Below are 25,869 nucleotides of genomic sequence, written 5' to 3'. Positions count from 1 at the left end.
TCGGAGCTTTCGGCGGTGTCAGTCCAGCGGCAGCGGGAGGATGCCGCCGGTCGCCTCGCGCAGCGCGTCGCGCATCGCCACCCGCGGAGCCGCCTGTCCCGTGAACTGCTCCACCTGGCCGAAAGCCTGGTGCAGCAACATGTCCAGCCCCGTCGCGACCCGGCCGCCGCGCGCGGCGACGGCCTCGGCGAGCGGGGTCGGCCACGGGTGGTAGATCACGTCGAGTACGCAGTCGAGGACGGCCAGCTCGGCGAGCTGCGATGCGACGGCGTCCGGTGGGACGGTGTTGACCAGCACGTCGGTGCCCGCGACGACTTCCGCGAAGTCCACGTCGGACCAGCGCAGCACGTCCACCGCCAGCCCGGCCCGCTTCGCGGCCACCGCGGACTCCTCCGCGCGCGCGGGGTCCCTGGCGACGAGCCGTACCCGGTGCAGCCCGAGCTCGGCGAACGCCGCGACCACCGCGGCCGCGGTGCCACCGGCTCCGAGCACGAGACCCGTTGTGCCGCCGGAGAAACCGCCCGCCGTCCGCAGCGCGCCAGCGACACCGTCCACATCGGTGCAGTCGGCCCGCCAGTCACCGGAGGGCAAGCGCACCAACGTGTTCGCGGCACCGACGGCCGCCGCCCTCGGGGTGGCCTCGGTCGCGAGGTCGAGCGCCGCGCGCTTGCCCGGCATCGTCACCGACAGCCCGGCCCACTCGGGGCCGAGGCCGGAGACGAACCCCGGCAGCGACTCGGCGTCCATCTCGACGCGCTCGTAGGTCCAGTTCGCCAGGCCCAGCTCCGCGTAGGCCGCCCCGTGGAGCACCGGCGAGAGCGAGTGCTCCACGGGTTTGCCGAGCACGGCAGCCCGGCGTGGCGCGCTAGTAGACATCCCTGGCGATGGCGTCGTCGCGGTTGCGGAGATGCTCGTCGTAGTCCGTCGCGAAGCACGAGAGCCCGTTGGTCTCGCACTTCACGAAGTACTTCCAGGACCCCTGCGTGGGCTGCTCTGCCGCGGTGATCGCCTCCAGGCTCGGTGCCGAGATCGGCGTCGGGGGCAGCCCGTAGTTCTTGTACGTGTTGTACGCGCCCGCCCGCTCGCGGTCGCCGTCGTTGGTGCGCACCTCGGGCCGGTCGAGCACGAAGTTCACCGTCGAGTCCATCTGCAGCCGCATGTTCTCGTCGAGCCGGTTGTAGATGACGCGGGAGATCTTGCCGAAGTCGGTCTGCACGCCCTCGCGCTCGATGATCGAGGCGATGATCAGGACCTCGTACGGGCTGTAACCGGTCTCACCCGCCGCGTCCGGCAGACCGGCCGCCTGCATGCGCAGGGTCGAGGTCTCGAGCACGTCGGAGAGCAGCTGCTTGGCGTCGGAGCCGGGCTTGAGGTCGTACACGCCGGGCGCGATCAGACCCTCGAGCTTGCGGCCGGGCTCGGCCTTGGAGGCTCCCTCCACCGCCCACTCCGGGACGCCCAGCTCCGCCAGATCTGTCGTGTCGGCCACCTCGCGCAGCTCCTCGGCGGGCACACACGTGCTCTCGCCGTCGACGTCCGCGCAGGACGCCTTGGACAGCAACGAGTAGACGCCCTCGGTCACCGTGCCGTCGGGCTGCGTGATGTCGTCACCCTGGGTCCCGGCGCGCAGCTGCAGCTGCCCGACCCTGCCCTCGGGCGCGACGAGCGCGCTGACCGCGTTGGCGCCGGACATCTTGGTCTTGAGCGCGTAGTAGCCGGGCTGCACGCCGAGCACCCGGTCGTCGTCCTCGCTCGCGGCGACGAACGCGTCGGCGCTGGCCACCACGTCGAGCTCGTCGAGCTTGGTGGCGATGGCCCTCGTCGAGTCGCCGTCCTCCACCTGGAGGATCACGTCCTTCTCGCCCGCGCCCTCGTAGTCCTCGTAGCCGAAGCCGAGCAGCTCACGAGCCCCGTAGTACGCGCCACCCGCGAGCAGCACGATCACGGTGAGTGCGGCGAGCCAGCCGAGGAACCGCTTGCCGGTCTTGCGCGGGGCCCTGGGCTCGGGCCGGTCGTCGCGGTCGTCCTCGAAGTACTCGGGGGCGGCGCGATCGTCGTCGTCTTCGTAGCGCTCGTCGTACTCGTCGTCGTAACCGTCGTCGTACCGGCCGGCGGAGCGCTCGTCGCGACGGTCGTCGCGGCCGTCCTCGTCGTAGTACTCGTCGTAGTCCTCGTAGTCGTCGAACCCGAGGTCGAGCACCTCGGTCGGGTTCTCGTCCACGGGCACGCCCTCGTTGGGCGAACGCCTGCGGCGCGCGGGCGGGCGCGGCCTGCGCGGCGGGACCGCGCCCCTCGGCTCGGCCCTGCGGGGCACGGGGCCGGGCTCAGGAGGGGGCTCGGGTGCCGCACCGGGCTCGGGCAGCTGCCCGGAGTCCGGCACGGGTCCGGGCTCAGGAGCGGCGTGCCGCGCGCGCCGGGGACGCCTCGGAACCGGCGGGTCGCCCGCGACGGGACGCTGTGGGGGTTCGGCGGCCTGGCGCGGACGCCGGGCGGGGCGCTCCGCGGGCGCCTGCCGCTGGGGCGGCCTGGCGCGGCGCCTGCCGCCGCCGGGGCCGTCGTAGGGCGTGCTCATGCGGGGCCCGCCTTCCTCGCGATCGCCGCGCTGCGCGCGTCGAGCCAGCCTTGCAGGATCTCCACGGCCGCCGCCTGGTCGACGACCGCGCGCTGCTTGCGTCCCTTGACGCCGCGCTGCGACAACATGCGGCTCGCGCTCACCGTGGTGAGGCGCTCGTCCGCGAGTCGCACGGGCACCGGAGCCATCCGCTCCGCGAGCCGTCCGGCGTAGGCCGCGGCGGTCTCCGCCGCCGTGCCGTGCCGGTCGGCCAGGGTCCTCGGCAGTCCCACGATCACCTCGACCACCTCGTGCTCGGAGACGAGTCTGACGAGCTCGTCCAGGTCGGTGTCGGCGTCCGCATCACGCGACAGGGTAACCAGAGGGGTGGCCAGGATGGGCGCGGGATCGCTCAGCGCCACACCCACCCTGACGGAGCCCACATCGACGGCAAGCCTGCGCCCGGCGCCGGGATCGTGCTCCCCGGGCCGGTCAGGACCGATGTCGCTCACCCCGAGGCGAGGGCGCCGCGCAGCGCCGCGATGGCCTGGTCGATGCCCGCCGGGTTGCTGCCGCCGCCCTGCGCCATGTCCGGCTTGCCACCGCCGCGACCGCCGACGCTCTCGGCGAAGGCGGGCACCAGCTTGCCCGCGGCGAGGCCCTTGTCCCTGGCTGCCGCCGTGGTGGCCACGACGAAGCTGACCTTGCCGTCGGCGGGAGCGAACAGCGCCACGACACCGGGCCGGGAACCGAGCCGGTTGCGAATCTCACCCGCGAGCGCGCGCACGCCACCCGCGTCGACGCCGTCGGCGAGCCGCTCCGCCACCAGCGCGACGCCGTTGACGTCCTGCGCCTTGTCGGCGAGCGAACCGGCCGAGCCGAGCACCTGCTGCGTGCGCAGCTGCTCGATCTCCTTCTCCGCGCCACGCAGCCGCGAGAGCACGTCGTCGATGCGCGCCGGCAGCTCGTCGGTCGGCACCTTCAACGTGCCGGCCAGCTGCGACACGAGCAGCTGCTCCTTGCGGACGTGCCGCAGCGCGTCGGTGCCCACGAGCGCCTCGACGCGGTGCACGCCGGAACCGATCGAGGCGTCGCCGACGAGCTTGACGAGACCGAGCTGGCCGATCCGGTCGACGTGCGTGCCACCGCACAGCTCGCGCGAGTAGTCGCCCATGTCGACCACGCGCACGTCGTTGCCGTACTTCTCACCGAACAGCGCGACGGCGCCGAGTTCGAGCGCCTTGTCCTTGGTGGTCGTGTAGGACTGCACCTCGACGTTGGTCTGGAGGTAGTCGTTGACCTCCTCCTCGACCTCCGTGAGCACGTCCGACGACACCGCCCCGGGCGTGGTGAAGTCGAACCGCATGCGGCCGGGCGAGTTCAGTGAACCGGCCTGCGCCGCACGCCTGCCGTAGGCACCGCGCACGGCCGCGTGCACCAGGTGCGTCGCCGAGTGCGACCGCTCGATCGAGGCCCTGCGGGTGGCGTCGACCGACGCCGTCAGCTCGGTGTCGAGCCCGACCTCACCGGCCGTCACCTCGACGCTGTGCACGAACAGGCCCGGCACGAGCTTCTGCACGTCGGTGACCTTCAGCTCCACGCCGTGGCCGACGAGTGTTCCGGTGTCGGCGATCTGGCCACCGCTCTCGGCGTAGAACGGCGTGCGGTCCAGGATCAGACCCGCCTTCTGGCCCTCACCGACGGCGGGAACGGGAACGCCGTCCCGCAACAGAGCCAGCACTCGCGAGCTGGACTGCAGATCGGTGTAGCCGAGGAACTCGGTCTCCCCGTGCTGCTCCAGCACCTTGCGGTACTCCGACAGGTCGCCGTGCCCGCTCTTGCGGGCCGCGGCGTCGGCCTTGGCACGCTGCCGCTGCTCGTCCATGAGAGTGCGGAAGCCGTCCTCGTCCACGGACAGCCCCTGCTCCGCCGCCATCTCCAGCGTCAGGTCGATCGGGAAGCCGTAGGTGTCATGCAGCTGGAAAGCCTTGTCCCCGGCCAGGATCTCGCCGCCGGAGCGCTTGGTCTCCTCCGCCGCGAGGTCGAAGATCTTCGACCCGCTCGTGAGCGTGGAGAGGAAGGTCTCCTCCTCGATGCGCATCACGTCGCTGATGCGGTCGAAGTCGCGCGCGATCTCCGGGTAGGACGGCGACATCGAGTCGCGCACGACCTCCGCGAAGTGCGGCAGCACCGGCTCGTGCACGCCGAGCAGGCGCATCGAGCGCACGATGCGGCGCAGCAGCCTGCGCAGCACGTAGCCACGCGCCTCGTTGCCGGGTGTGACGCCGTCGGTGATGAGCATGACGCCGGAGCGCGCGTGGTCGGCGATCACGCGGAACCGCACGTCGTCGGTGTGGTTCGCGCCGTAGCTGCGGCCGGAGAACTCCTCGGCCCTGGTGATGACGGGACGCACGAGATCGGTCTCGTACACGTTCTCGACGCCCTGCAACAGATACGCGACGCGCTCGACGCCCATTCCGGTGTCGATGTTCTTCTTCGGCAGCTCACCGATCGGCGGGTGACCGTACTTCGGGCTCTGCTCCCCGCGGATGTCCTGCATGAACACGAGGTTCCAGATCTCGAGGTAGCGGTCCTCGTCGACGACGGGCCCACCCTCGCGACCGAACTCGGGGCCACGGTCGTAGTAGATCTCCGAGCACGGCCCACCGGGACCGGGAACGCCCATGTCCCAGTAGTTGTCCCTGCCGTCGCGAGACTGGATCCGCTCCGACGGGATGCCGGCGATCTCGCGCCACAGACCGGCGGCCTCGGAGTCGTTCTCGTAGACGGTCACCCAGATCCGGGACGGATCGAAACCGAAGCCGCCCTCGTCCTGCGAGTTGGTGATCAGCTCCCAGGCGCGCGTGATGGCGCCTTCCTTGAAGTAGTCACCGAACGAGAAGTTGCCGGCCATCTGGAAGAACGTGTTGTGGCGCGTGGTCTTGCCGACCTCGTCGATGTCGCCCGTGCGCACGCACTTCTGCACGCTCGTGGCGCGCGGGTACGGAGGCGGGACCTCGCCGAGGAAGTACGGCTTGAACTGGACCATGCCGGCGTTCACGAACAGCAGGGTCGGGTCGTCCAGGATCAGCGACGCACTGGGCACTCTGGTGTGCCCGTTCTTCTCGAAGTGCTCCAGGAACCGCTTGTTGATCTCGTGTGTTTCCACTGGTTTTCCTCTTGGTGAGGCTCGACGGCGCCAGAGTGGGCCCAAGCCGGGTTTCGGGGACGGCTGTGGCGGCGGAGAGCGCGGCGGACGGCTCCGCCTCAGCTCTCCGCCCGTGGAGCTCGCCGAGCGCGCGACTGCGGGGCGGAGTACCGCGACTCCGCCTGGTACCGCGGGGCCGCCGCCCTCGACGGCGCACCCGATCGCCGCTCCACGACGTCGTTCAGCTCCTGCTCCCGCTCGCTCATCCCGGCGCGGACGTCCGCGCCGAACGCGCCCATGGCGCTCGCCAGCTCACGCATGGCATCGCCCAGGTTCGAGGCTAACCCCGCCGGCGTGGCCTGCCGAGCGGTTTCCGTGGCCTTGCGGGACAGGGCGACCCCGGCGGCCACACCGACACCGAGCCAGAACAACCGCTTCATCGCTTGCTCTTCCTGCCCCGGCGCAACGTGTGCTTGCCGCTCTCCTGCTTGGCCTTGCGACGCGCGCGCACGGCCTTGCTGACTCCGTACGACAACGCGGCCGTCTTCACGAGCGGCCCGCCGAGCGTCGCGGTGAACACCGACGTCAGCGCCGAGACGTTGCCAGAGACGGCCTGTGCGTTGGCCGTGATCCCGTCCACCCGCTCGAGCTGGGTGTTGACGTGCGTGATCGTGTCATTGGCGCCGTGCAGCAGCGGGTCGGTGTTCTCGTGTGCCTTGCGGATGGCGATCGTGGCCTCGTCGAGCGTGCGGCCGAGCTTGATCAGCGCGATCGCGAGGAACAACACCAGCAGCACGAAGGCGCCAGCGGCGATCAGTGCGGCGATCTGCCCTGCCGACACGTGCCCTCCTCCAGGATTGGTGGCGACGTCGATGTGCGGGTCAGGCTACCGTGCGTCGTCGTCCCCGGCCGTGCGACCCTGCCGCCCGCGTGGCGTTTGGCCCCCGCCCGTCACAGCGCGGTAGAGCGCCGCCATGTCGTCGTCGGCGAAGCCCGCCTCCACCGCACTGCCGAGGTGCCGCCTGGCGGCCCGCACGCCCGCGAGATCGGTGTCGCGCGCCGCGGCGAGCACCAGGTCCGCGTCCTTGAGCGCGTGACGCACCGCGAAGCTCAGCGGGAACTCGTCGTTCATCATCGCCTCGCCCTTCGCGTGGGCGTAGCCGACATCGAGCGCGCCGCCAGAGATGGCCTCCAGGAACAGCGCGGGGTCGAGGCCGAGTTCCCGCGCGAGCGCCACGCTCTCGGCGGTCGCGTTGGTCAGCGCGAGTACCCACGCGTTGGCCACCAGCTTGAGCCCGCTGGCCGCGCCGGTCTCGCCCACCCACAGTGTGCGGGCGCCGACCGCGTCGAACACCGGAGCGCACCGCGGCCGCAACTCCTCGGGGCCCGCGCCGAGCACGACGAGCGCACCCTGCTCGGCCGGCTGCCGCGTGCCGAGCACCGGGGCGTCCACGAACGCCACCCCGGCGGCATGGGCGAGCCCGGCCAGCGTCCGCGTCCAGTCGGCGCCGATCGTGCTCATCTGCAGCCAGACGGCGTCAGGAGCGAACGAGTCCAGCACGGGCTCCACGGTGTCGCGGACGGCCTGCCCGTCGGCCAGCATGGTCACCACCAGGTCGGCGCCCTCGACCGCGGCCTTCGGGTCAGCGGCCACCTCGGCGCCGCGTTCCGCGAGCGGACGCGCCCGCTCGGCCGTGCGGTTCCACACCCGCACGCCCAGGCCCGCGTCGAGCAGATTGGCCGCCATCGGCAGCCCCATGACGCCCGTGCCCAGCACGGCGACCACCGGCGTGTGGGTCATGTCCCCTCCTCAGTTCGCTGGGCCGCCCCTGATGGTGCGGCGCAGGCGGGGTACCCGGTCGGCGAGGGTTCGCTCGGCTCCGCGCGACGTCGGCTCGTAGTAGTCGCGCCCCACCAGCTCGTCCGGCGGGTACTGCTGGGCGAGCACGCCTTCGGCGACGCTGTGGGGATAGCGGTAGCCCTGCGCGTTGCCGAGCTTCGCCGCGCCCGCGTAGTGCCCGTCGCGCAGGTGTGGCGGCACGATGCCGGCCCCGCCCGCACGCACGTCGGCGATCGCGGCGTCGATCGCGGTGATCACGGCGTTGGACTTCGGCGCCGTGGCCAGGTGCACGGTGGCCTGTGCGAGGGCGAGCCTGCCCTCGGGCATGCCGATGAACTGCACCGCGTGTGCCGCGGCGACGGCCGCCTGCAATGCCGTCGGGTCGGCGAGCCCGATGTCCTCGCTCGCGTGCACCACGAGCCTGCGCGCGAGGAAACGCGGATCCTCCCCCGCCTCGATCATGCGGGCCAGGTAGTGCAGCGCGGCGTCCACGTCGGAACCGCGGATAGACTTGATGAACGCGCTGATCACGTCGTAGTGCTGGTCGCCGTCGCGGTCGTAGCGCACCGCGGCCTTGTCCACAGTGGACTCCACGGTGGCCAGCCCGATCTCGGGACTCTCGGTGGCCGAGGCCGCGTCGGCGGCGGCCTCCAGCGCCGTGAGCGCGCGGCGCGCATCGCCCGACGCGAGCCGCACGAGATGGGCCATCGCGTCGTCCGTGAGGGTGAACTCGCCGCCGAGCCCGCGCTCGTCGGTCAGCGCCCTGCCGATCAGATCGCGGACGTCGTCGTCGGTGAGCGGCCGCAGCTGCAGCACCAGCGAGCGCGAGAGCAATGGGGAGACCACGGAGAACGACGGGTTCTCGGTCGTGGCGGCCACCAGTAGCACCGTGCGGTCCTCGACCGCGCCCAGCAGCGCGTCCTGCTGCGTCTTGGAGAAGCGGTGCACCTCGTCGATGAACAGCACGGTGTTCTCGTCGTTGTAGCGGCGCCTGCGCCGGGCCTCCTCGATGACGCCGCGGACCTCCTTCACCCCCGCCGACAAGGCCGAGAGCGCCACGAACCGGCGCCCCGTCGCCGTGGACACGAGGTTGGCCAGCGTGGTCTTGCCGGTGCCCGGCGGGCCGTACAGCAGGACCGACGCGGGCGCGGCTCCCTCGACGAGCCTGCGCAGCGGCGCACCCTCCCCCAGCAGGTGCTGCTGTCCGACGACCTCGCCCAGGGTGCGCGGGCGCATCCGGACGGGCAGCGGCGAGCCGGGAGGCGGGGGCGGCGGCTCCGTGGCCGCCTCCGGCTCCGGCGGCGGGGCCACGTCCGGGTTCACCGTGAAGAGTTCGTCCTGTCGCACACCCCGACGGTAGCCGCGGGCACCGACATCCGTCGCGGCGCCTCAGCGCGCGACCGCGTGGAAGGACAGGTACTCGGCAGGTAGCACCAGCGTGCCGTCTGCCGCGGTGTTCAGCTCGCCGATCAGTGCGGCGAACTCGGCGCGCAGCCGCTCCCTGCCCGCGGCGTCGAGCGCGTCCTCGGCGGCGATCGTCGGCCCGAAGTACGTGGCGTACCAGCGCACGTAGTGCTCGACCGACGGATACCGGAACACCTGACGGCGGATCCGGGTCCGGACCTCGCGCACGCGGTCGCCGAAGAGCTCGACGAGGCCGTCGTCGCTACCCCAGCGCAGCGCCGACGGTGTGTCGGGAGGAGCGGGGACGAACCGGTTGAACAGCTCGAACACCGTGCCCCCGAAGCCGCTCGGCGTCCACGAGGTGAGCGCGATCCGGCCACCGGGCCCGCACACGCGCAGCAGTTCGTCGGCCGTACGCCGCTGATCGGGCGCGAACATCACGCCGAGGGTCGAGAGCACCACGTCGAAGGCGTCGTCGGGAAAGTCGAGCTCCTCCGCGTCGCCGACCTGAAAATCGACCTCGAGCTGCTCCGCGGACGCCCGCAGCCGGGCCCGCTCGAGCAGGGCCGGGACATAGTCGACGCCGGTGACCACGCAGTGCCTGCGGGCCGCGGCGAGCGCGGTGTTGCCACTTCCCGTGGCGACGTCGAGCACCCGTTCGCCGCCACGCAGGTCGGCGTCCTCGCACAGCAGCTCGCTCATCAGCGGCAGCGCCGCGCCGATCCGGCTGTAGTCGCCTGCCGCCCACACCTGTTGCTGCGCGGTCTTCATGTCCGTCATCCGTCCAGCGTGCGGGCGCGGCGGGTGACGCGGGAACGCTCGGCTTTTCAGTGCGCGGTGACGGGCGCTTCCTCCTGGACCGGCCCGCAGCGCCGTCGATCGGCGGCGCTGCGCAGCATGATCCCCGCCGCGTGCGGCACGAGGTCCCGCCCGCGTCGCCACAGCCACGGAATGCCCTTCGCCACCAGCCAGCCGACGTGGTCGAGTGCACTGACCTGGGCACCTCCCGAACAGGTCAGGCTCACCGGCGACGGCACCTCGTATCCGGCATCGCCGAGCAGGTCGCTGAAACCGCGCGCCAGCAGCCGGTGACCCAGTTCGGAAGGGTGCAGACGGTCGACGCTCCACGACGAGAGCTCGTAGGTGCCGGGCACGGCGTCGAGGTCGAGGCAGGGCACGCCGTGCCGGGAGACCACGTCGTCGATGGCGCCGTTGAGGTCGCCGATCCGGGCTCGCAACGCGCGGTGCAGCGACCCTGGCAGGCGGAACACCCTGCCGTGGTCGTGGTAGCGAACGGGCAGCACGAGCGCGCCGGTGCGGGCGAGCGCGGTCAGCACGTGGTCGAGGTCGGCGGCCAGCCGGTGCGGGGTGAAGTCGGAACGCAGCGTGTCGTTCATGCCGACGACCAGCAGCGCCACATCGGGGCGATGCGCGAGCGCGGCGGGAAGTTGTTCGGCACGGACGCACGCGATGCGCGCCCCGGTGAACGAGCAGTTGAGGTAGCCGGCCGGGTCGACGCCGAGCGCGTCGGCGAGCAGCGGGCCCACGCCGCGCCAGGCGCCGCCGGGCAGCGGGTCGCCGAGGCCGACGGCGGTCGAGTCGCCGAGCACGACCAGGCGCCGTGCCCGCCGAGGGCGGGGGTCGGGGAGGTCCGGGATCGCCGTCCTGGTGAGGTCGTCGCAGTCCACCCGGACACCATCAGCCACCCAGGCTCATCGCCGGTGAGCCACGGGTAACGACGCGTGGACGCACCGGCGAAAGCTTGGTGCCGGACCTACCGGAAAGCGGGGTAGAGCTCCAGCCGCAGGCCGGGACCGAACCGAGCGTCCAGCACGTCGGCCACTGTCGCCGCGTGCTCCGCGACGGCGTCATCGCCGTCGCGCTCGCTGTGCCCGGCGTGCTCGGCCAGCCCGAGCCACCAGGTCACCAGCGCGGCGGCCTTGCCGGTGCGCGAGGCGTTGCTGACGTCGGCGAGTGCGGGCAGGTGCGTGCGCGTCGCGTGCCAGATGAGCAGCAGCTCGGTGTCGAGCAGGTGCCCCTCGAGCGTGTCGTCGTCGCCGAAATCGGGCCAGAGGCCCACGATCTCGGCGCGCCACGCGGCGACCATGGCCTCGCTCATGCCCGCGGGCAACGCCAGCGGGTGCGGGTCGGTCACGAACGGCACCCGCAGGTGCGCGGCGTCGATCAGCGCGCTGCGCACCCTGCCGCGTTCGAAGTCGAGGAACCGCAGGCCCGCGTCGGTCACGAGGTTGTTGTCCGGCCACAGGTCCACGGGGCTGAACGCCCGGTATGCGCCGGCGGTGAGCAGTTTGGCGGCGCGGTCGGCCGCCTGGTGCACCGGTTCGGGAACCGTCACGGCGAGCGCCTGCGCCAGCAGCGCCGGGACCAGTGCCGTCACCTCGCCCGGCGCGACACCGACGGAGTGGTCCCGCGAGCCGCCGTCACCTGCCCGGCCGCGCGAGCTGAGCCTGCGCAGCAACGCGTTGAAATCGGCCTCACGGTTGGCCGTGCTGAAGTGCAGCCGGCCGAGTGAACGCGCCCACGACAGCAACGCCGTCTCGGCGGCCCGGCTGTCGCCACCGCACAGCTTGTCCTCCAGCGTCGGCATGCGACCGAAGTCGTCGATCACGAGCACGCGGTGGTCGGCGCCGTGCGCGAGGAGCTCCGGGCACATCCGGTCCTCCGGCGACAGGGCCGTGAACAGCTGGTAGCTGGCCGCTTCCCTCGCGAAGGCGTCGTCCTGCCCCGGTCTCGCGGGCCCCGGGTAGTGCTTGATCACGAGCGTGCGCGGAAGAGCGAACGGGGACGAGTCGACCCGCGCTCTGACCACCGTCGCCGGGCCGCTTCCCGCCAGGTCCTCGGCGTCGATCAGCGTGATCGTGCTGCCGAACCGTTGGGAGAGCACCGCCTCGGCAGCCGCGACGGCCGCCTCGATCGAAAGAAATTCCGCTCCTGCTCCGAGTGTCGAATCATCGGTAGAGGAGGTATCCACAGTCATTGACTTCGACCCTACTAGTGAACGAGCAACGGTGACCACAACGTGGGCGCGAACGTGAGGTTTTCGCTGGAATATCCGGAGATTTCCGTGGCATCGACCGGATTGTTCATTTCTGAGAGGAAGGCCGCCGCGTCTCTCGCGAGAAACGCGGCGGCACTCCACCCAATTGGGCCTTGTCGGTCCTCGCCACCAATTTCGCACCGGTTTCGCACCGGTTTCATTCCGGCTCGCCGCTCTCCGTGCGGACGCGACCTGCCCGGTGCTCGTCAGCCGCGCTGCTGGGACTTCGCGTCGACTCCGGCTTCCTTGCGCTGCTCAGCGGTGATCGGCGCCGGAGCCGCCGTCAGCGGGTCGTAGCCGCCGCCGGTCTTCGGGAAGGCGATCACGTCGCGCAGCGAGTCGGCGCCGGCGAGCAGCATGACGATGCGGTCCCAGCCGAAGGCGATGCCGCCGTGCGGCGGAGGACCGAACTGGAAGGCGTCGAGCAGGAAGCCGAACTTCTCCTGCGCTTCCTCCTCCGACAGCCCCATGAGCTCGAAGACGCGCCGCTGCACGTCGCCGCGGTGGATACGGATCGATCCGCCGCCGATCTCGTTGCCGTTGCAGACGATGTCGTAGGCGTAGGCGAGCGCGTTGCCAGGGTCGGACTCGAACTTGTCGATCCACTCCGGCGTCGGCGACGTGAACGCGTGGTGCAGCGCGGTCCACTTGCCGCCGCCCACGGCGACGTCGTCGCTCTCGTCCGCCGCCTCGAACAGCGGGAAGTCCACGACCCACACGAACGACCAGGAGTTCTCGTCGATCATGCCGAGGCGTTGCGCGATCTCGACGCGCGCGGCGCCGAGCAGCTGACGGGCGGTGTTGGGCTTGCCCGCGGCGAAGAACACGCAGTCGCCGGGCTCGGCGCCCGCGGCCTCGGCGAGGTTGGCGCGCTCCTGCTCGGAGAGGTTCTTGGCGACGGGCCCGCCCAGGGTTCCGTCCTCGCCGACGAGCACGTACGCGAGGCCCTTGTGGCCGCGCTGCTTGGCCCACTCCTGCCAGGCGTCGAGCGTGCGCCGCGGCTGGTCGGCCCCGCCGGGCATGACGACAGCGCCGACGTAGGGCGCCTGGAAGACGCGGAACGGCGTGTCGGAGAAGAACTCCGTCAGCTCGGTGAGCTCGAGCCCGAACCGCAGGTCGGGCTTGTCGCTGCCGTACTTCGCCATGGCCTCGGCGTAGCTGATGCGGCGGAACGGCTGCGGCACCTCGACGCCGATGAGCTTCCAGAGAGCGGTGACGACCTGCTCGCCGAGCGCGATCACGTCGTCCTGCTCGACGAAGCTCATCTCGATGTCGAGCTGGGTGAACTCCGGCTGCCGGTCTGCGCGGAAGTCCTCGTCGCGGTAGCACCGCGCGATCTGGTAGTACCGCTCGAGCCCGCCGACCATCAGCAGCTGCTTGAACAGCTGCGGCGACTGCGGTAGCGCATACCAGGAGCCGGGCCGCAGGCGCGCCGGGACGAGGAAGTCGCGGGCGCCTTCGGGCGTCGAGCGCGTCATCGTCGGTGTCTCGACCTCGACGAAGTCCTCGTCGTGCAGCACGTTGCGCGCCACCCGGTTGACCTCGCTGCGCAGCCGCATCGCGCCGGCAGGCCCGCTACGGCGCAGGTCGAGGTAGCGGTGCTTGAGCCGCACCTCCTCGCCGACCTCGAGCCGCTCGTCGATCGGGAAGGGCAGCACCGCCGACTCCGACAGCACCTCCAGTTCCGTTACCAGGACCTCGATGAGCCCGGTCGGGATCTCCGGGTTCTCGTTGCCCTCGGGGCGCTTCGCGATCTCGCCGACCACCTGGATGCAGTACTCGGCCCGGAGCTGGTGGGCCCGCTCGGCCATCTCGCCTTCCCGGAAGACGACCTGTGCGATCCCGCTGGCGTCGCGGAGGTCGACGAAGATGACTCCGCCGTGATCGCGCCGCCGGGCGACCCAACCGGTGAGGGTGACGGTCTGGCCAGCCTGCTCGACACGCAACGTGCCGGCGTTGTGGGTGCGAAGCACTTCGCAGGATCCTCTCGGAAAAGCTGTGGTAGCGGTCTTGCCATCGGTCTGGCACCGGCTGTGGCGCCGACGGCTCAGGTTAACGAACCGACCGGGGTCGGCCGCCACCAGGTTTCCCGGAGTGGCCCGCTCTACAACAGCGTCAGCTGGTCTCCCCTCACCCGGTCCGGCTCGGTCGCGGCGCCCGGCATGCTGCCCTCCGGCCAGCCCACTTCCCGGTCACCCGGCACACCGCGCTCGTCACCGCCCGTGCGCGGGCCGAGCCCGTGCCGCCGCAGCAGCGGTGTGACCCTGGCCGAGAGCCAGCGCCGGTACTGCGCGTCCACGTAGCTGCCCCGCGCGTACAGCCGCTGGTAGCGCGGTACGAGGTCCGGATACTGCTCCGCCAGCCACGCCGCGAACCACTCCCGCGCCCCCGGCCTGAGGTGCAGCGGGATGACCGTGACCCCGGTCGCTCCCGCGTCGGCGACCTCGGCCAGCAGGCCGTCGAGCGCCTCGACGGAGTCGGTGAGTCCCGGCAGCACCGGCGCGAGGAACACCACGCACGGCAACCCCGCCTCACGGGCCTTCCGGACGAGTTCGAGCCGCGCCCTCGGGCTCGGGGTGCCCGGTTCGAGCCTGCGCTGCAGGTCGCGGTCCAGCAGCGCGATCGACACGCCGAGCCCCACGGGCACGTCCCTGCCGACCTCGCTCAGCAGGGGCAGGTCCCGGGCCAGCACCGTGCCCTTGGAGAGGATCGAGAACGGGGTTCCCGAACCCGCGAGCGCACGGATGATGCCGGGCATCAGCTCGTACTTGCCCTCGGCCCGCTGGTAGGGATCGGTGTTGGTGCCCATCGCGACGTGCTCGCGCCGCCAGCTCCGCCGCCGCACCTGCGCGCCCAGCACCTCGGCCGCGTTGACCTTGACCACGACCTGGGTGTCGAAGTCGTGGCCGGCGTCGAGGTCCAGGTAGGTGTGGGTGTTGCGCGCGAAGCAGTTGTGGCTCACGACGCCGTCGGCGATGAAGTCCCCGGTTGCGGTCGTGATGTCGAACAGCGGCCGCTGTTCGCCCAGCGGTTCGACCGCGACGACGCCGAGCCGGGCCGCCGACTTGATCGCCACGCCGTCGATGGTGCGCTTGTGCGTCGTCGCGGGATCCGTGGTGTGGAAGAACCGCAACCGCTCGGTGAGTCCGCCCGACAGGCGCACCACCCGCAGCCCGTTGGCCCGGCCCGGATCCTCCAGCACGTGCGTGAACCCGAAGCGCTTCAACGCGAGACGGGCCAGCTCGACCGCGTCCGGCGCGAGGACGGCGATGCGCAGGATGCCCCGCGAGTGGGTGCCCTCCGCGTCGAAAATCCCCGCGAGGAAACCCTTCTGCCAGTCGTCGTCCGGTGCGATCGGGGCGGCGACGTCCGCCGGGCTCCCCAGTTCCCCGGAGCCGCCGTGTTCCCCCGTGAACCGGTGCACCCGCTCGAGCGTCTCGCCCTCGACGCCGTTGCGACCCGCCCCGACACCGTGCAGATAACCCTCGCGGTACGCCGGGGACCACGAGGGCGGCGCGGCGAACCGCCCGACGCCCATGAGCTTGTTGCCCGTGGTGAGGTGCGGCCTGCGGCCCGCGCCGTGCTGCGCGCCGGTGACGTACTTCCAGCCCCGGTCGGACAGGAACCGGTGATCGCCGCTGGCGACCAGCCGGGTGCCGTCCTGGAGCGTGACCCGGTAGGCGGGCTTGCGCGTGGACCAGTGGGCGAGCACGCGGGTGCGAACATAGCGCCGGTAGTCACCCTCCAGCCTGGTCCCGTAGATCTCGTCGCCGACGCGTAGCTCCGCGAGAGGCCTGGTGCGGCCGTTCGCGAGCAGGATCGGCGTCTCCCCGGCGAGGCAGTATGTGCACGCGTGTGAACACCCCCGATAAGGATTGACCGTCCACCGGAACGGCACCCGGGAGGCGTCGGGCACTTTGTTCAGCACTGAACGGGCATGGACCTCGTGAAAGGTCACGCCCGAGAAGTCAGGCGGCCGGACCGACCGGATCAGGCCGGACAGTCCGAGCAGCGCCTGCTCGGCGTCCCCGTCAGCTCGCTGTCCATTCCATCTCACGCCTTCGATTCGAACACGTGTTCGAACGCTTTGTCAAGCGTCGCGGCAGTGCTGGCCGCAGCCGCACGACACCCTGTTCGCTCGCCCGGAAGCGCGAACAGCGCAGAAAAAGGGGCGGCGCGATGACCGGCGTCAAGCCACGTCCGACCCCCAGACGGACGTGAACCGAGGCCCCGGCACCGCGCCGCCCCTTCGAGAACGCGTTCTCGATCAGCTCCGACGCGGGGGCCTTCCGGAAGGTTCCGGCGAGTTGGCGCAAGATATGCGCGTGCCACGCGACATCTCCGACGACGACACCGGCCCCATCCGCCGGGTTCCCGCCTCGCCAGGGCAGGGCAGGCCCTCGGGTGCGCGCAGGCACGCCACCGACCGACCCGCCGCACGCAGGGCCAGGCCGGACCGCGAGCGATCACCGGAACCGGAGCGCGCCAAGCCTGCGCGCGAGCGGGCGCGGCGCCGCCCGGAGGCCGGGGAGCCACCCCGCAAGCCACGGCCCCCCGAACCGGAACCCGAACCCGCCGGGGCACCGGAGCCCGCCGAAACCCTCGTCCCCGTCGGCCACGGACACGGCCACGGGCCCGCGGAACCGGCATCCCGGCGGGTCAAGCTGCTCCTGCTGGCGCTGCTCGCGCCGTTCGCGCTCGCGACCGTGGCCGGCGTCGCGCTGCTCTACCCCTGGGGCGAACCGGCCGCGCACAGCGCCAACTCCGTCGGCACCCCGGTGCACGGCGAGGTGACCTCCACCGAGACCGGCCCCTGCCTCGCCCCGGGCCAGGTGCAGGTCGGCGAGCCGGAGCCGGGTGGCAGCCAGTGCGTCGCGGTGGAGGTGCTGCTCAGCGACGGGCCCGCGGCCGGCTCGACGATCAGCAAGAACCTGCCGCTGGAGCCGAGCACGCCCCGCTTCGCCGCGGGCGACGACGTGGTGCTCGCCTACAGCGGTGCGCAGCCGCAGAGTCCCGAGTCGTACCAGCTCCAGGACTTCCAGCGCGGCGCTCCGCTGCTGATCCTGGCCGGGCTATTCGCGCTCGCGGTGATCGTGCTGGGCCGCTGGCGCGGGCTGGCCGCGCTCGTGGCACTCGGGCTGAGCTTCGTGGTGCTCGCGCTGTTCGTGCTGCCGGCGATCCTGGCCGGCGAGAACCCGCTGCTCGTGGCCATCGCTGGCTCCGGGTTGATCATGTTCGTCGCCCTGTACCTCACCCACGGCGTCTCCGCCCGGACATCGGTCGCGGTGCTCGGCACGATGGTGAGCCTGACGCTCATCGGTGTGCTCTCCGCGGTGTTCTCCGCGGCGGCGAAGCTCACCGGTCTCAGCGACGACACGTCCACGCTGATCGCCTCGCTCGGCCACGGCATCGACGCCAGGGGCCTGCTGCTCGCCGGGGTCGTGATCGGCGCGCTCGGCGTGCTCGACGACGTCACCGTGACGCAGACGAGCGCGGTGTGGGAGCTGCGCAGGGCCAACCCCGCACTGAGCTGGCGAGAGCTCTACGGCGCGGGTCTGCGCATCGGCCGCGACCACGTCGGCTCCGCGGTGAACACCCTCGTGATGGCCTACGCCGGCGCCGCGCTGCCGGTGCTGCTGCTGGCGTCGCTTTCGGGTGTCGGGCTGGGCAGCATCCTCGGTTCGCAGGACATCGCGTCGGAGATCGTCAGGACGCTCGCGGGCTCCATCGGCATCGTCGCGGCGGTTCCGGTGACCACGGCGCTGGCGGCACTGATCGTGGTCAGGGAGGAACTGCCCGACCACACCAGCCCCGTCAGTTCCCCCTAGTCACACCTGCCTCAGCCTCGCGCCCCGCCTGCCCGCGCGGCCCCCGCGTCGGGTACGAAGTGGCGTGTTCCGGGCCCACTACCCGGCTGGAGGCGCCATGCTCGGCTCAGCACTCGCCCATCCGCGTCGCGCGCTGGACACCGCGCTCACGGCGGCCCGCACCGCCGGTTCCGCGCTCGAGGCACTGCCCAGGATCGCGCTGCTGCTCACCGATCTGCGCGAGACCGCCGCGCAGCTGGAGCGGCTCACGGTGTTCGCGGCGCAGGAGCTGCCGGAGATCGTCTACCAGCTGGAGGCCGTGCGCACGCAGCTCTCGGCCATCGAACGCCGTCTGGCCGGCGACGGCGAGGAGCTCACTCCAGAGTCGACACGAAACGGCTCACCGCGTCCATCGTGAAGCGCTGGGCGATCTTGCCCGACGGCGCCACCGACGCGATCCGGTAGAGCGGACGGTCGGCGGCCGCGTCTCCCCGTGCTTCCGACCGCAGCTGCGCGATCAGCAGCTCGGAGAACACCATGCCGTTGGACTCGATGTTGTTCACCAGTGCGTCGGCCAGCCTGCGCAGCGCGAGGATGCCGAGCTCGCGCCCGCCGGTGCCCGCGTACACGGCGAGGTCGACCTTGATGGCTTTGCCGCCCTGCTCCGCGCCGACCAGCAGGCTGACCGTGCGCGCGCCCCGGATGTCGGTGAGCAGCAGGTCGATGCGCTTGGCGGTGACCAGGTCGACCTTGCGCGAGCCCCAGTTGCGCACGACCACGCTGGTGCCGTCGAGCCAGAGCTGCCTGCGCGAGTTGTAGGACACGACGTACAGCAGCGGCAGCCCGATGACCGCGGCCACGACGAGCCCGGCCACCTGCCCGCCGATGAGCCCGGCGATGCCGCCGAACGCGGCGGCGAAGATCAGCACCCCGACGAGTCCCGACACCAGGCGACGGCGACGCTGCTTGGCGTCATCGCCGAACAGCGCTATCCGCTCCGGCTCCGGCGGCGGCGTGCGCTCCGCGGACTCCGGCTCACTCATGACATTCCCCCGCCGTCTCCCACAAAGGGATTCGTGGCCCTCTCGCGGCCGATGGTCGTGGTGGGCCCGTGCCCAGGCAGCACCACCGTGTCGTCGGAGCAGGCGAGCAGGGTCCGCAGCGACGACGCGATCTCCCTGGAATCACCGCCCGGCAGGTCGGTGCGGCCGATGGAGCCCGCGAACAGTGTGTCGCCGGTGAGCGCGATCCGGCCGCCCTCGTCGGTGTCGAGCCGGAACACCACGGAACCCGGCGTGTGCCCCGGCGTGTGGACGAGCTCGACGCGCATCCCGGCGAGCTCCAGCGGGTCGGTCCCGAGCTCCCGGACCAGACGCGGCTCGGTGAGGCTGACGGAGGCGAACGCGGCGGCCAGTTCGGGCCCCAGTCCCTTGAGCGGATCGGAGAGGAGCACGCGGTCCTCCGGCCGGATCCACACGGCGACCCCGTGGGCATCGGCGATCTCGGCGGCCGAGTGGACGTGGTCGAAGTGCCCGTGAGTGGCGAGCACGGCGGCCGGGGTCAGCCCGTGCTCCCTCAGCGCCTCGTCTACGTGCTCGCGCGCGCCCTCACCGGGGTCGACGATCACGCAGTCGCCGCCCGCGCCGGTTGCCAGGACGTAGCAGTTCGCCTGGAACGCGCCGGCCGCGAACCCGACGACGAGCACGAAATCCACCTCCGCGATTGGGACGTACCCCACCCTAGCGGCCCCTGTACAGGATCCTCACAGACAGTGCCCATAGACTGCCGCCTACTGCCAGGCGGGTGACATCGAGAAGATCTGGGAGGGCAGGTGGCGACCAACCAGCAGCGCCGCGAGGCCGCGAAGCGCAAGCTCGAGCGGCAGCTCGTCCGCAGGGCCGAGCAGGCGAAGCGACGCAGGATCATCGGCGTGGGCGTGACGGTCGGTGTGGTCGTGGTCGTCGCGGGTCTCGTGGTGATCCTGTCCACCCAGAGCGGTGGCGACGACGCCGCCGGGGAGCAGCAGCCGGGCGAGTCGTCCCAGGCCGCGCCCTCGGAGGAGATCAACATCCCGACGGAGCGCGTCGAGCCCGTCGCGCGGACCCAGCCGTTGCCCAACCCGACCAGCTGCGACTACCCGGCCTCGGGCGAACCGGCCAAGCCGGTCGACCCGCCGAACGGCCAGGACGTCTCCTCGGAGGGCACCGTCAAGGTCAACCTGCAGAGCACGGCGGGCGACATCCCGCTCACGCTGGACCGGTCGCTGGCCCCGTGCGCGGTGAACAGCTTCGTCAGCCTCTCCGAGCAGGGCTACTACACCGACAGCGCCTGCCACCGCATCGGCACCACCGGACTGCAGATGCTGCAGTGCGGCGACCCGACCGGCAACGGCAGCGGCGGACCGGGCTACTCCTTCGCCGACGAGACCTACCCGGAGCTGAAGTACGGCCGCGGCGTGCTGGCGATGGCCAACTCGGGCCCCGACACCAACGGCAGCCAGTTCTTCATGGTCTTCGGCGACGCACCGCTCACGCCGGACTACACCGTGTTCGGCACGATCGACGACGCCGGCCTGAAGGTCATCGACGAGGTCGCCCGCGGCGGCCACGACGGCGCGTTCGACCCGAGCCCCGGCGGCGGCAAGCCCAACACCGAGGTGAAGTTCACCGGCGTCACCGTGGGCTGATGCTCCGCACGTACGTCAACGGGGAGCCGGGCACCGCCGAGCAACTGGCGGTGCCCGCGGTGGTCAACTACGGCCACTTCACCTCACTGCAGGTGCGCGACGGGCACACCCGCGACCTCGACGCGCACCTGCGCAGGCTCGCCGAGGGCACCAGGGAGCTCTTCGGCAGCGATCTCGACACCGGGCTCGTCCGCGAGTACCTGCGCCAGGCGGTCACGGGAGCGGGCGACGTCACGGCCAGGATCACGCTGTTCTCCCTGTCCGCGCCCAGTGGCGCCGACTCCCCCGTGCCGCCCGACGTACTGGTGACGCTGCGGCCGCCGAGCTCCGCGTTGGACACGCCCGTGCGCTTGCGGTCGGTACGCTACGAGCGGGTCCTGCCCGAGGTGAAACACGTCGGCACCTTCGGCCTGCTGCACCACCTGCGCGCGGCGAAGCGGGCCGGCTACGACGACGCGCTGTTCGTCACCGCCGAGGGCATCGTCTCGGAGGCCTCGGTCTGGAACGCCGGCTTCTTCGACGGCGAGACCGTTGTGTGGCCCCAGGCGCCGCAGTTGAGCGGCACGATGCGGCTGCTACTGGACCGGGGGCTCGCCGAGCTGGGCGTGCCCACCGTGACGCGGCCGCTGTCGCTGGCCGAGGCCACGGCCCAGCGCAGCGCGTTTCTGTGCAACTCCGGTAACCCCGGTCTGCCCGTGGCCTCCGTCGACGACGTGGAACTGACCGTGGACGCCGAGCTGACGACCCTGCTGCGACGGGCCTGCGAACGCACGCCCCTCGAACGCATCTAGCCCAGGAAGCCGGCCACGGCAGCGGTCAGTTCGGCCGGACTGTCCTCGGGAACGAGATGGCCCGCCCCGGCCAGTATCTCCAGCCGCGCGGACGGGATCAGCGCGGCGAGCTCCCGGCCGCGGTCGGCGGGCACCCAGGCGTCCTCGCTGCCCCAGCACACGAGCACGGGAAGTGTGATGCCCGGGTAGTGCTCCCCCAGCGAGCCCACGTAGCCGGCGTCGGTCGTGCGCTGCGCGAGTTGCCGGTAGAACGCCTCCTGCCCGGCTTCGCCGAGCCACGGCTGAGTGAGCGCTGCCAGCACGTCGGGGGAAAGGCTCCGTGCCGCCGCCGAACTCACGTACTCGCGCAGTAGCGCCGTGTGCAACGCCGAGGGCAGCCGGGCGAACACCTCCGCATGCTCACCGGCCAGCGAGGAGAACGGGCTCCCCCACGGCCCGAGTGCCACCGCGTCGACGAGCGTGAGGCTGCGGTAGGACACGCCCCGCAGCAGATGCGCGCCGAGCGCCACCGCCCCGCCCGAATCGTGCGCGACGACGTCGGGCTCCGTGAGCTCCCAGTGCTCCAGCAAGCCGGTGAACGCCTCTGTCAGCCCCGCGAAGGAGAGGTCCTGGCCCGCGAACTTCTCGGACGCGCCATAGCCGGGCAGGTCCCAGACGTACACCCGGCGACGCCGCGCGAGCGCTCGCGCGAGGCCACGCCACACGAACGACGAGAACGGAGTGCCGTGCAGCAACACGACGGGCTCGGCGTCCGGCTCACCGAAGCTGTCCCAGCGGACGGTGCCGAACCGCCCATGCCAGGACCGGCGCAGCCACCACCCGCCGGGCGGGCTCATCGCTGGTCCCGCTCGGCCTGCCCGACGGGACACATGGCGCCGGTGGCGCAGCACTTCCGATCGCACAGGCGGCACAGGTACTGGGCGTCGCCCACCTCGTCGTAGAGCCGCGTGAGCAACGTGGTGAGCAACCGCCCGAGCGTTTTCTGGTCCTCCTCGCCGAGTGCCCCGACCAGGTCGGTCAGCGGGCCACCCCGCGCGGCCAGCACCTTGCGCGCCGCCTGCCTGCCCGCCCTGGTGGGCTCCACCATCGTCATCCGGGCCTGCCACGGGCTGGGTTTGCGCTCCACCAGGCCCGCGGCCTCCAGCGAGTCGACCATGCGCGCCGCCGCCGACTGTGTCAGTCCGACCCGCCGCCCCAGCTCGGTCACGCTCAGTCCCGGCTGGGCCGACAACGACACGAGTGCCGCCGCGCCACTAGCGCTGACCTTCGCCGCCTCGGTGGCGCCGCCCAGCGCGAGGTCGGTCAGGGCGAGAGCGGTCGCTCCGAGCAGGTTCGCCGTTCGCTCCGTGTCTGGCATCCCTCCTTGATACATGCATGACTCATGCATGGTCAAGCGCCCGGGAACCATTCCGTGTCAACGGAAATCACCGGTCAGCGGTAGGTGAACCGGGGCGGGCGGCGGTCTAGGAACGCGGCGACGCCCTCCGCGTAGTCCTCGCCGTGCACGGCGGCGGCCCTGATCTCGGCCACCTTGGCATCGGATTCGGCCTGCCCCGCCACGATCTTGGCGATGATCCGGTTCATCCCCCTGATCGACGCCTGCGAGCGCGAGCCGAGCGTCCGCACGAAGTCCAGTGTGGACTCTTCGAGCGAGTCGGCGGCGACGACCTCGTTGACCAGTCCCATCTCTCGCGCCCGCACGGCGTCGACGAGCAGTCCCGACAGCAGGAAGTAGCGTGCGTTCGCGGGCCCGACGAGCGAGACGAGCTGACGTGTGGAGTCGAAGTGGTAGACGATGCCGAGCTTGGCCGGGGTGATCCCGAACCGGGCTCCCTCGGCGGCGAACCGGAAGTCGCTGGCCACTGCCAGCTGGCAGCCACCGCCGATGCAGTGGCCCCTGACCATCGCGACGCTCGGCTTGCGCATCGACGCGAGCGCGTTGACCGCGGCCTCCACCGCCTTGTCGTAGGTCGCGGTGCCCTCCGCCGAGGACCGCAGCTCGCGGAACTCGCCGATGTCCGCGCCGGCCGAGAAGTTCTCACCCGCGCCGGTGAGCACCAGCACCGTCACCGACGGATCGCGCTCCACCTCGGCCACGATCCCGGGAATCGCCGACCACATATCGAAACTGACGGCGTTGAGCTTCTCCGGCCGGTTCAGCGTGAGCCTGGCGATCTCACCGTCGCGTGCGAACTCGATCCCGTCGGTCATGAGTCCACACCCTAGGGCGGGGACTCACGCCGCGGACGTGACCCGGTACACGTCGTAGACGCCCTCGACGTTGCGCACGACCTTGAGCACGTGCCCGAGGTGCTTGGGATCGCCCATCTCGAAGGTGAAGCGGCTGACCGCCACCCGGTCGCGCGAGGTGGTGACCGACGCGGACAGGATGTTGACCCGCTCGTCGGCAAGCACCTTGGTGACGTCGGAGAGCAGGCGGTGCCGGTCGAGCGCCTCCACCTGGATCGCCACGAGGAACACCGACGACTCCGACGGCGCCCACTCCACGTCCACGAGCCGCTCCGGCTGCTGGCGCAGGTCGTCGGCGTTGGTGCAGTCGGTGCGGTGCACGCTCACGCCGCCGCCACGCGTGACGAAGCCGAGGATCTCGTCGCCGGGCACCGGTGTGCAGCACCGGGCCAGCTTGGCCCAGACGTCGCTCGCGCCCTTGACGATCACGCCGACGTCGCCGGAGCCCCGCCTGCGGGTGACCGTGGACGGCGTGGCCCGCTCGGCCAGCTCCTCCTCGGCCTCCTCGACGCCACCGATGAGCGCCACGAGCCGCTGCACGACGTGCTTGGCGCTGGTGTGGCCCTCACCGACCGCGGCGTAGAGCGAGCTGATGTCGCTGTGCCGCAGCTCCTTGGCGACCGCGCCCATCGAGTCGGCCGACACCAGACGCTGGATCGGCAGCCCGACCTTGCGGACCTCCTTGGTGATGGCCTCCTTGCCCGCCTCGATCGCCTCGTCACGGCGCTCCTTGGCGAACCACTGGCGGATCTTCGCCCTCGCCTTGGGCGAGCCTGCGAACGAGAGCCAGTCCCGGCTCGGGCCCGCGCCCTCCGCCTTGGACGTGAAGATCTCGACGACCTCGCCGTTCTCCAGCTTGCGCTCGAGCGCGACGAGCCTGCCGTTGACGCGGGCGCCGATGCAGCGGTGGCCCACCTCGGTGTGCACCGCGTAGGCGAAGTCCACCGGCGTAGAGCCGACCGGCAGCGTGACCACATCGCCCTTGGGCGTGAACACGAAGATCTCGCGGGTGGCCAGGTCGTAGCGCAGCGACTCGAGGAACTCGCCGGGGTCGGCGGCCTCCCGCTGCCAGTCCAGCAGCTGCCGCATCCACGCCATCTCGTCGATGTCGACGGCGTTGCCGCTGTGGGTGCCCCTGGTCTCCTTGTACCGCCAGTGCGCCGCGATGCCGTACTCCGCCGTGCGGTGCATCTCGTGCGTGCGGATCTGCACTTCCAGCGGCTTGCCGTCCGGGCCGATCACCGTGGTGTGCAGCGACTGGTACACGCCGAACCGGGGCTGGGCGATGTAGTCCTTGAACCGGCCGGGCATCGGCTGCCACAGCGCGTGCACCACGCCCATCGCGGCGTAGCAGTCGCGCACGTCGTCGACCAGGATGCGCACGCCCACCAGGTCGTGGATGTCGTCGAGGTCGCGGCCGCGCACGATCATCTTCTGGTGGATCGAGTAGTAGTGCTTCGGCCTGCCCTCGACCTTCGCGGTGATCCGCGACGAGTCCAGCTGCTTGGTCAGCTCGCCGATCACCCAGCGCAGGTAGGTGTCACGCGACGGGGCGCGGTCGGCGACCAGGCGCACGATCTCGTCGTACTTCTTGGGCTGCAGGATCGCGAACGCGAGGTCCTCCAGCTCCCACTTCACCGTGGCCATGCCGAGCCGGTGCGCGAGCGGGGCCAGGACCTCGAGCGTCTCCTTGGCCTTGCGGGCCTGCTTCTCCGGCGGCAGGAACCTCATGGTGCGCATGTTGTGCAGCCGGTCGGCCAGCTTGATCACCAGCACGCGCGGGTCGCGGGCCATCGCGATGACCATCTTGCGGATGGTCTCGGCCTCGGCGGCATGGCCGAGCTTGACCTTGTCGAGCTTGGTGACGCCGTCGACGAGCTGGGAGACCTTCTCGCCGAAGTCGCCGCTCAGCTGGTCCACCGAGTACCCCGTGTCCTCCACGGTGTCGTGCAGCAGGGCCGCCACCAGCGTGGTGGTGTCCATGCCCAGCTCGGCGAGAATGGTCGCGACGGCGAGCGGATGGGTGATGTAGGGGTCGCCGGACTTGCGGCGCTGCTCGCGGTGCAGCTCCTCGGCCACGTCGTAGGCGCGCTGGAGCAGGGCGAGGTCGGCGTTCGGGTGGAGCTCGCGGTGAATCGCGGCCAGCGGCTCGAGTACCTGCTTGACAGACGCGGCACGCTGCGCCGTGATCCTGCGGGCGAGCCGGGCCCTGACCCTGCGGGTGGCCGACGGCGCCTTGGTGGCGCCACCATTGGCGGCGCTGCGTGCGGGCTGCTGCTCGCGCGCGTCGCCGTCAGAACGGGCTGCCACGACGGAATCGAGCTCTTGGCTCAC

Annotated in this window: 23 protein-coding genes; 4 read left to right on the top strand and 19 right to left on the bottom strand. The window is 71.5% G+C overall.

Annotation, left to right across the window (positions count from 1 at the left end; all coding sequences use genetic code 11):
* Positions 1-18: 18 nt before the first annotated feature.
* The 13 genes from JHE00_RS27620 to JHE00_RS27560 form a co-directional block, all read right to left on the bottom strand.
* Positions 19-876 (bottom strand): shikimate dehydrogenase, encoded by an 858-nt coding sequence (locus JHE00_RS27620; RefSeq protein ID WP_200323607.1) that lies wholly within the window; start codon positions 874-876, stop codon positions 19-21.
* A complete protein-coding gene (gene mltG / locus JHE00_RS27615) occupies positions 866-2,572 on the bottom strand; it encodes an endolytic transglycosylase MltG (protein ID WP_200323606.1) in 1,707 nt (568 codons plus the stop codon). The genes JHE00_RS27620 and mltG overlap by 11 nt, the downstream gene beginning before the upstream one ends.
* Positions 2,569-3,063, bottom strand: a complete 495-nt coding sequence (gene ruvX / locus JHE00_RS27610; protein WP_200323604.1) for a Holliday junction resolvase RuvX — start codon at positions 3,061-3,063, stop codon at positions 2,569-2,571. The genes mltG and ruvX overlap by 4 nt, the downstream gene beginning before the upstream one ends.
* The gene (gene alaS, locus JHE00_RS27605; RefSeq protein ID WP_200323602.1) at positions 3,060-5,720 is read right to left on the bottom strand and encodes an alanine--tRNA ligase; all 2,661 of its coding nucleotides are present in this window, start codon (positions 5,718-5,720) and stop codon (positions 3,060-3,062) included. Before alaS ends, ruvX begins: the two co-directional genes overlap by 4 nt.
* A 98-nt stretch (positions 5,721-5,818) precedes the next feature.
* Complete coding sequence (locus JHE00_RS27600; protein ID WP_200323600.1) at positions 5,819-6,139, bottom strand: hypothetical protein; 321 nt, start codon at positions 6,137-6,139, stop codon at positions 5,819-5,821.
* Positions 6,136-6,540 (bottom strand): DUF948 domain-containing protein, encoded by a 405-nt coding sequence (locus JHE00_RS27595; RefSeq protein WP_200323598.1) that lies wholly within the window; start codon positions 6,538-6,540, stop codon positions 6,136-6,138. Before JHE00_RS27595 ends, JHE00_RS27600 begins: the two co-directional genes overlap by 4 nt.
* 45 nt (positions 6,541-6,585) lie before the next feature.
* A complete protein-coding gene (locus tag JHE00_RS27590) occupies positions 6,586-7,500 on the bottom strand; it encodes an NAD(P)-dependent oxidoreductase (RefSeq protein ID WP_200323596.1) in 915 nt (304 codons plus the stop codon).
* A 9-nt stretch (positions 7,501-7,509) separates the two neighbouring features.
* The gene (locus tag JHE00_RS27585; protein WP_200323594.1) at positions 7,510-8,886 is read right to left on the bottom strand and encodes a replication-associated recombination protein A; all 1,377 of its coding nucleotides are present in this window, start codon (positions 8,884-8,886) and stop codon (positions 7,510-7,512) included.
* Between the two features lie 42 nt (positions 8,887-8,928).
* Positions 8,929-9,723, bottom strand: coding sequence for a class I SAM-dependent methyltransferase (locus tag JHE00_RS27580; protein WP_200323591.1), 795 nt, complete (start codon positions 9,721-9,723; stop codon positions 8,929-8,931).
* A gap of 47 nt (positions 9,724-9,770) precedes the next feature.
* Positions 9,771-10,649 carry an SGNH/GDSL hydrolase family protein gene (locus JHE00_RS27575; protein ID WP_307832143.1) on the bottom strand — a complete coding sequence of 293 codons (879 nt, stop codon included), beginning with the start codon at positions 10,647-10,649 and terminating at the stop codon, positions 9,771-9,773.
* A gap of 68 nt (positions 10,650-10,717) precedes the next feature.
* The gene (locus JHE00_RS27570) at positions 10,718-11,941 is read right to left on the bottom strand and encodes a phosphotransferase (protein ID WP_200323589.1); all 1,224 of its coding nucleotides are present in this window, start codon (positions 11,939-11,941) and stop codon (positions 10,718-10,720) included.
* Positions 11,942-12,207: 266 nt separating this feature from the next.
* A complete protein-coding gene (gene aspS / locus JHE00_RS27565; protein WP_200323587.1) occupies positions 12,208-13,974 on the bottom strand; it encodes an aspartate--tRNA ligase in 1,767 nt (588 codons plus the stop codon).
* Between the two features lie 131 nt (positions 13,975-14,105).
* Complete coding sequence (locus tag JHE00_RS27560) at positions 14,106-16,058, bottom strand: intein-containing Rv2578c family radical SAM protein (RefSeq protein WP_200323585.1); 1,953 nt, start codon at positions 16,056-16,058, stop codon at positions 14,106-14,108.
* Positions 16,059-16,326: 268 nt separating this feature from the next.
* Here JHE00_RS27560 and JHE00_RS27555 point away from each other — a divergent pair, with 268 nt between their 5' ends.
* Both JHE00_RS27555 and JHE00_RS27550 read left to right on the top strand, forming a co-directional pair.
* Positions 16,327-17,829, top strand: a complete 1,503-nt coding sequence (locus tag JHE00_RS27555; RefSeq protein ID WP_372440501.1) for a YibE/F family protein — start codon at positions 16,327-16,329, stop codon at positions 17,827-17,829.
* Between the two features lie 97 nt (positions 17,830-17,926).
* On the top strand, positions 17,927-18,226 hold the full coding sequence (locus JHE00_RS27550; RefSeq protein WP_200323581.1) for a hypothetical protein: 300 nt from the start codon (positions 17,927-17,929) through the stop codon (positions 18,224-18,226).
* On the opposite strand, the gene JHE00_RS27545 is transcribed toward JHE00_RS27550, so the two are convergent.
* Complete coding sequence (locus JHE00_RS27545; protein ID WP_200323579.1) at positions 18,183-18,851, bottom strand: hypothetical protein; 669 nt, start codon at positions 18,849-18,851, stop codon at positions 18,183-18,185. The two genes, JHE00_RS27550 and JHE00_RS27545, sit on opposite strands and share 44 nt — an antisense overlap.
* Positions 18,848-19,513, bottom strand: a complete 666-nt coding sequence (locus JHE00_RS27540) for an MBL fold metallo-hydrolase (RefSeq protein ID WP_200324070.1) — start codon at positions 19,511-19,513, stop codon at positions 18,848-18,850. Before JHE00_RS27540 ends, JHE00_RS27545 begins: the two co-directional genes overlap by 4 nt.
* A 126-nt stretch (positions 19,514-19,639) precedes the next feature.
* Here JHE00_RS27540 and JHE00_RS27535 point away from each other — a divergent pair, with 126 nt between their 5' ends.
* Positions 19,640-20,494, top strand: a complete 855-nt coding sequence (locus tag JHE00_RS27535; protein ID WP_200323577.1) for a peptidylprolyl isomerase — start codon at positions 19,640-19,642, stop codon at positions 20,492-20,494.
* The gene (locus JHE00_RS27530) at positions 20,494-21,285 is read left to right on the top strand and encodes an aminotransferase class IV (RefSeq protein ID WP_200323575.1); all 792 of its coding nucleotides are present in this window, start codon (positions 20,494-20,496) and stop codon (positions 21,283-21,285) included. The genes JHE00_RS27535 and JHE00_RS27530 overlap by 1 nt, the downstream gene beginning before the upstream one ends.
* Here the strand turns inward: JHE00_RS27530 and JHE00_RS27525 are convergent.
* The 4 genes from JHE00_RS27525 to JHE00_RS27510 all read right to left on the bottom strand — a co-directional run bounded on the left by JHE00_RS27525 (position 21,282) and on the right by JHE00_RS27510 (position 25,869).
* Positions 21,282-22,121, bottom strand: a complete 840-nt coding sequence (locus tag JHE00_RS27525) for an alpha/beta fold hydrolase (RefSeq protein WP_200323568.1) — start codon at positions 22,119-22,121, stop codon at positions 21,282-21,284. The genes JHE00_RS27530 and JHE00_RS27525 overlap by 4 nt on opposite strands.
* Positions 22,118-22,642, bottom strand: coding sequence for a MarR family winged helix-turn-helix transcriptional regulator (locus JHE00_RS27520; RefSeq protein ID WP_200323566.1), 525 nt, complete (start codon positions 22,640-22,642; stop codon positions 22,118-22,120). Before JHE00_RS27520 ends, JHE00_RS27525 begins: the two co-directional genes overlap by 4 nt.
* 74 nt (positions 22,643-22,716) lie before the next feature.
* Entirely contained in the window at positions 22,717-23,496 is a 780-nt protein-coding gene (locus tag JHE00_RS27515; RefSeq protein ID WP_200323558.1) for an enoyl-CoA hydratase-related protein, read from the bottom strand.
* A gap of 24 nt (positions 23,497-23,520) precedes the next feature.
* Complete coding sequence (locus JHE00_RS27510) at positions 23,521-25,869, bottom strand: RelA/SpoT family protein (protein WP_200323556.1); 2,349 nt, start codon at positions 25,867-25,869, stop codon at positions 23,521-23,523.

This window comes from Prauserella cavernicola (assembly GCF_016595675.1).
Lineage (GTDB): Bacteria > Actinomycetota > Actinomycetes > Mycobacteriales > Pseudonocardiaceae > Prauserella_A > Prauserella_A cavernicola.
The sequence above is the reverse complement of the archived record's forward strand: the minus strand, read 5'-3'. Positions and strand labels throughout refer to the sequence as shown.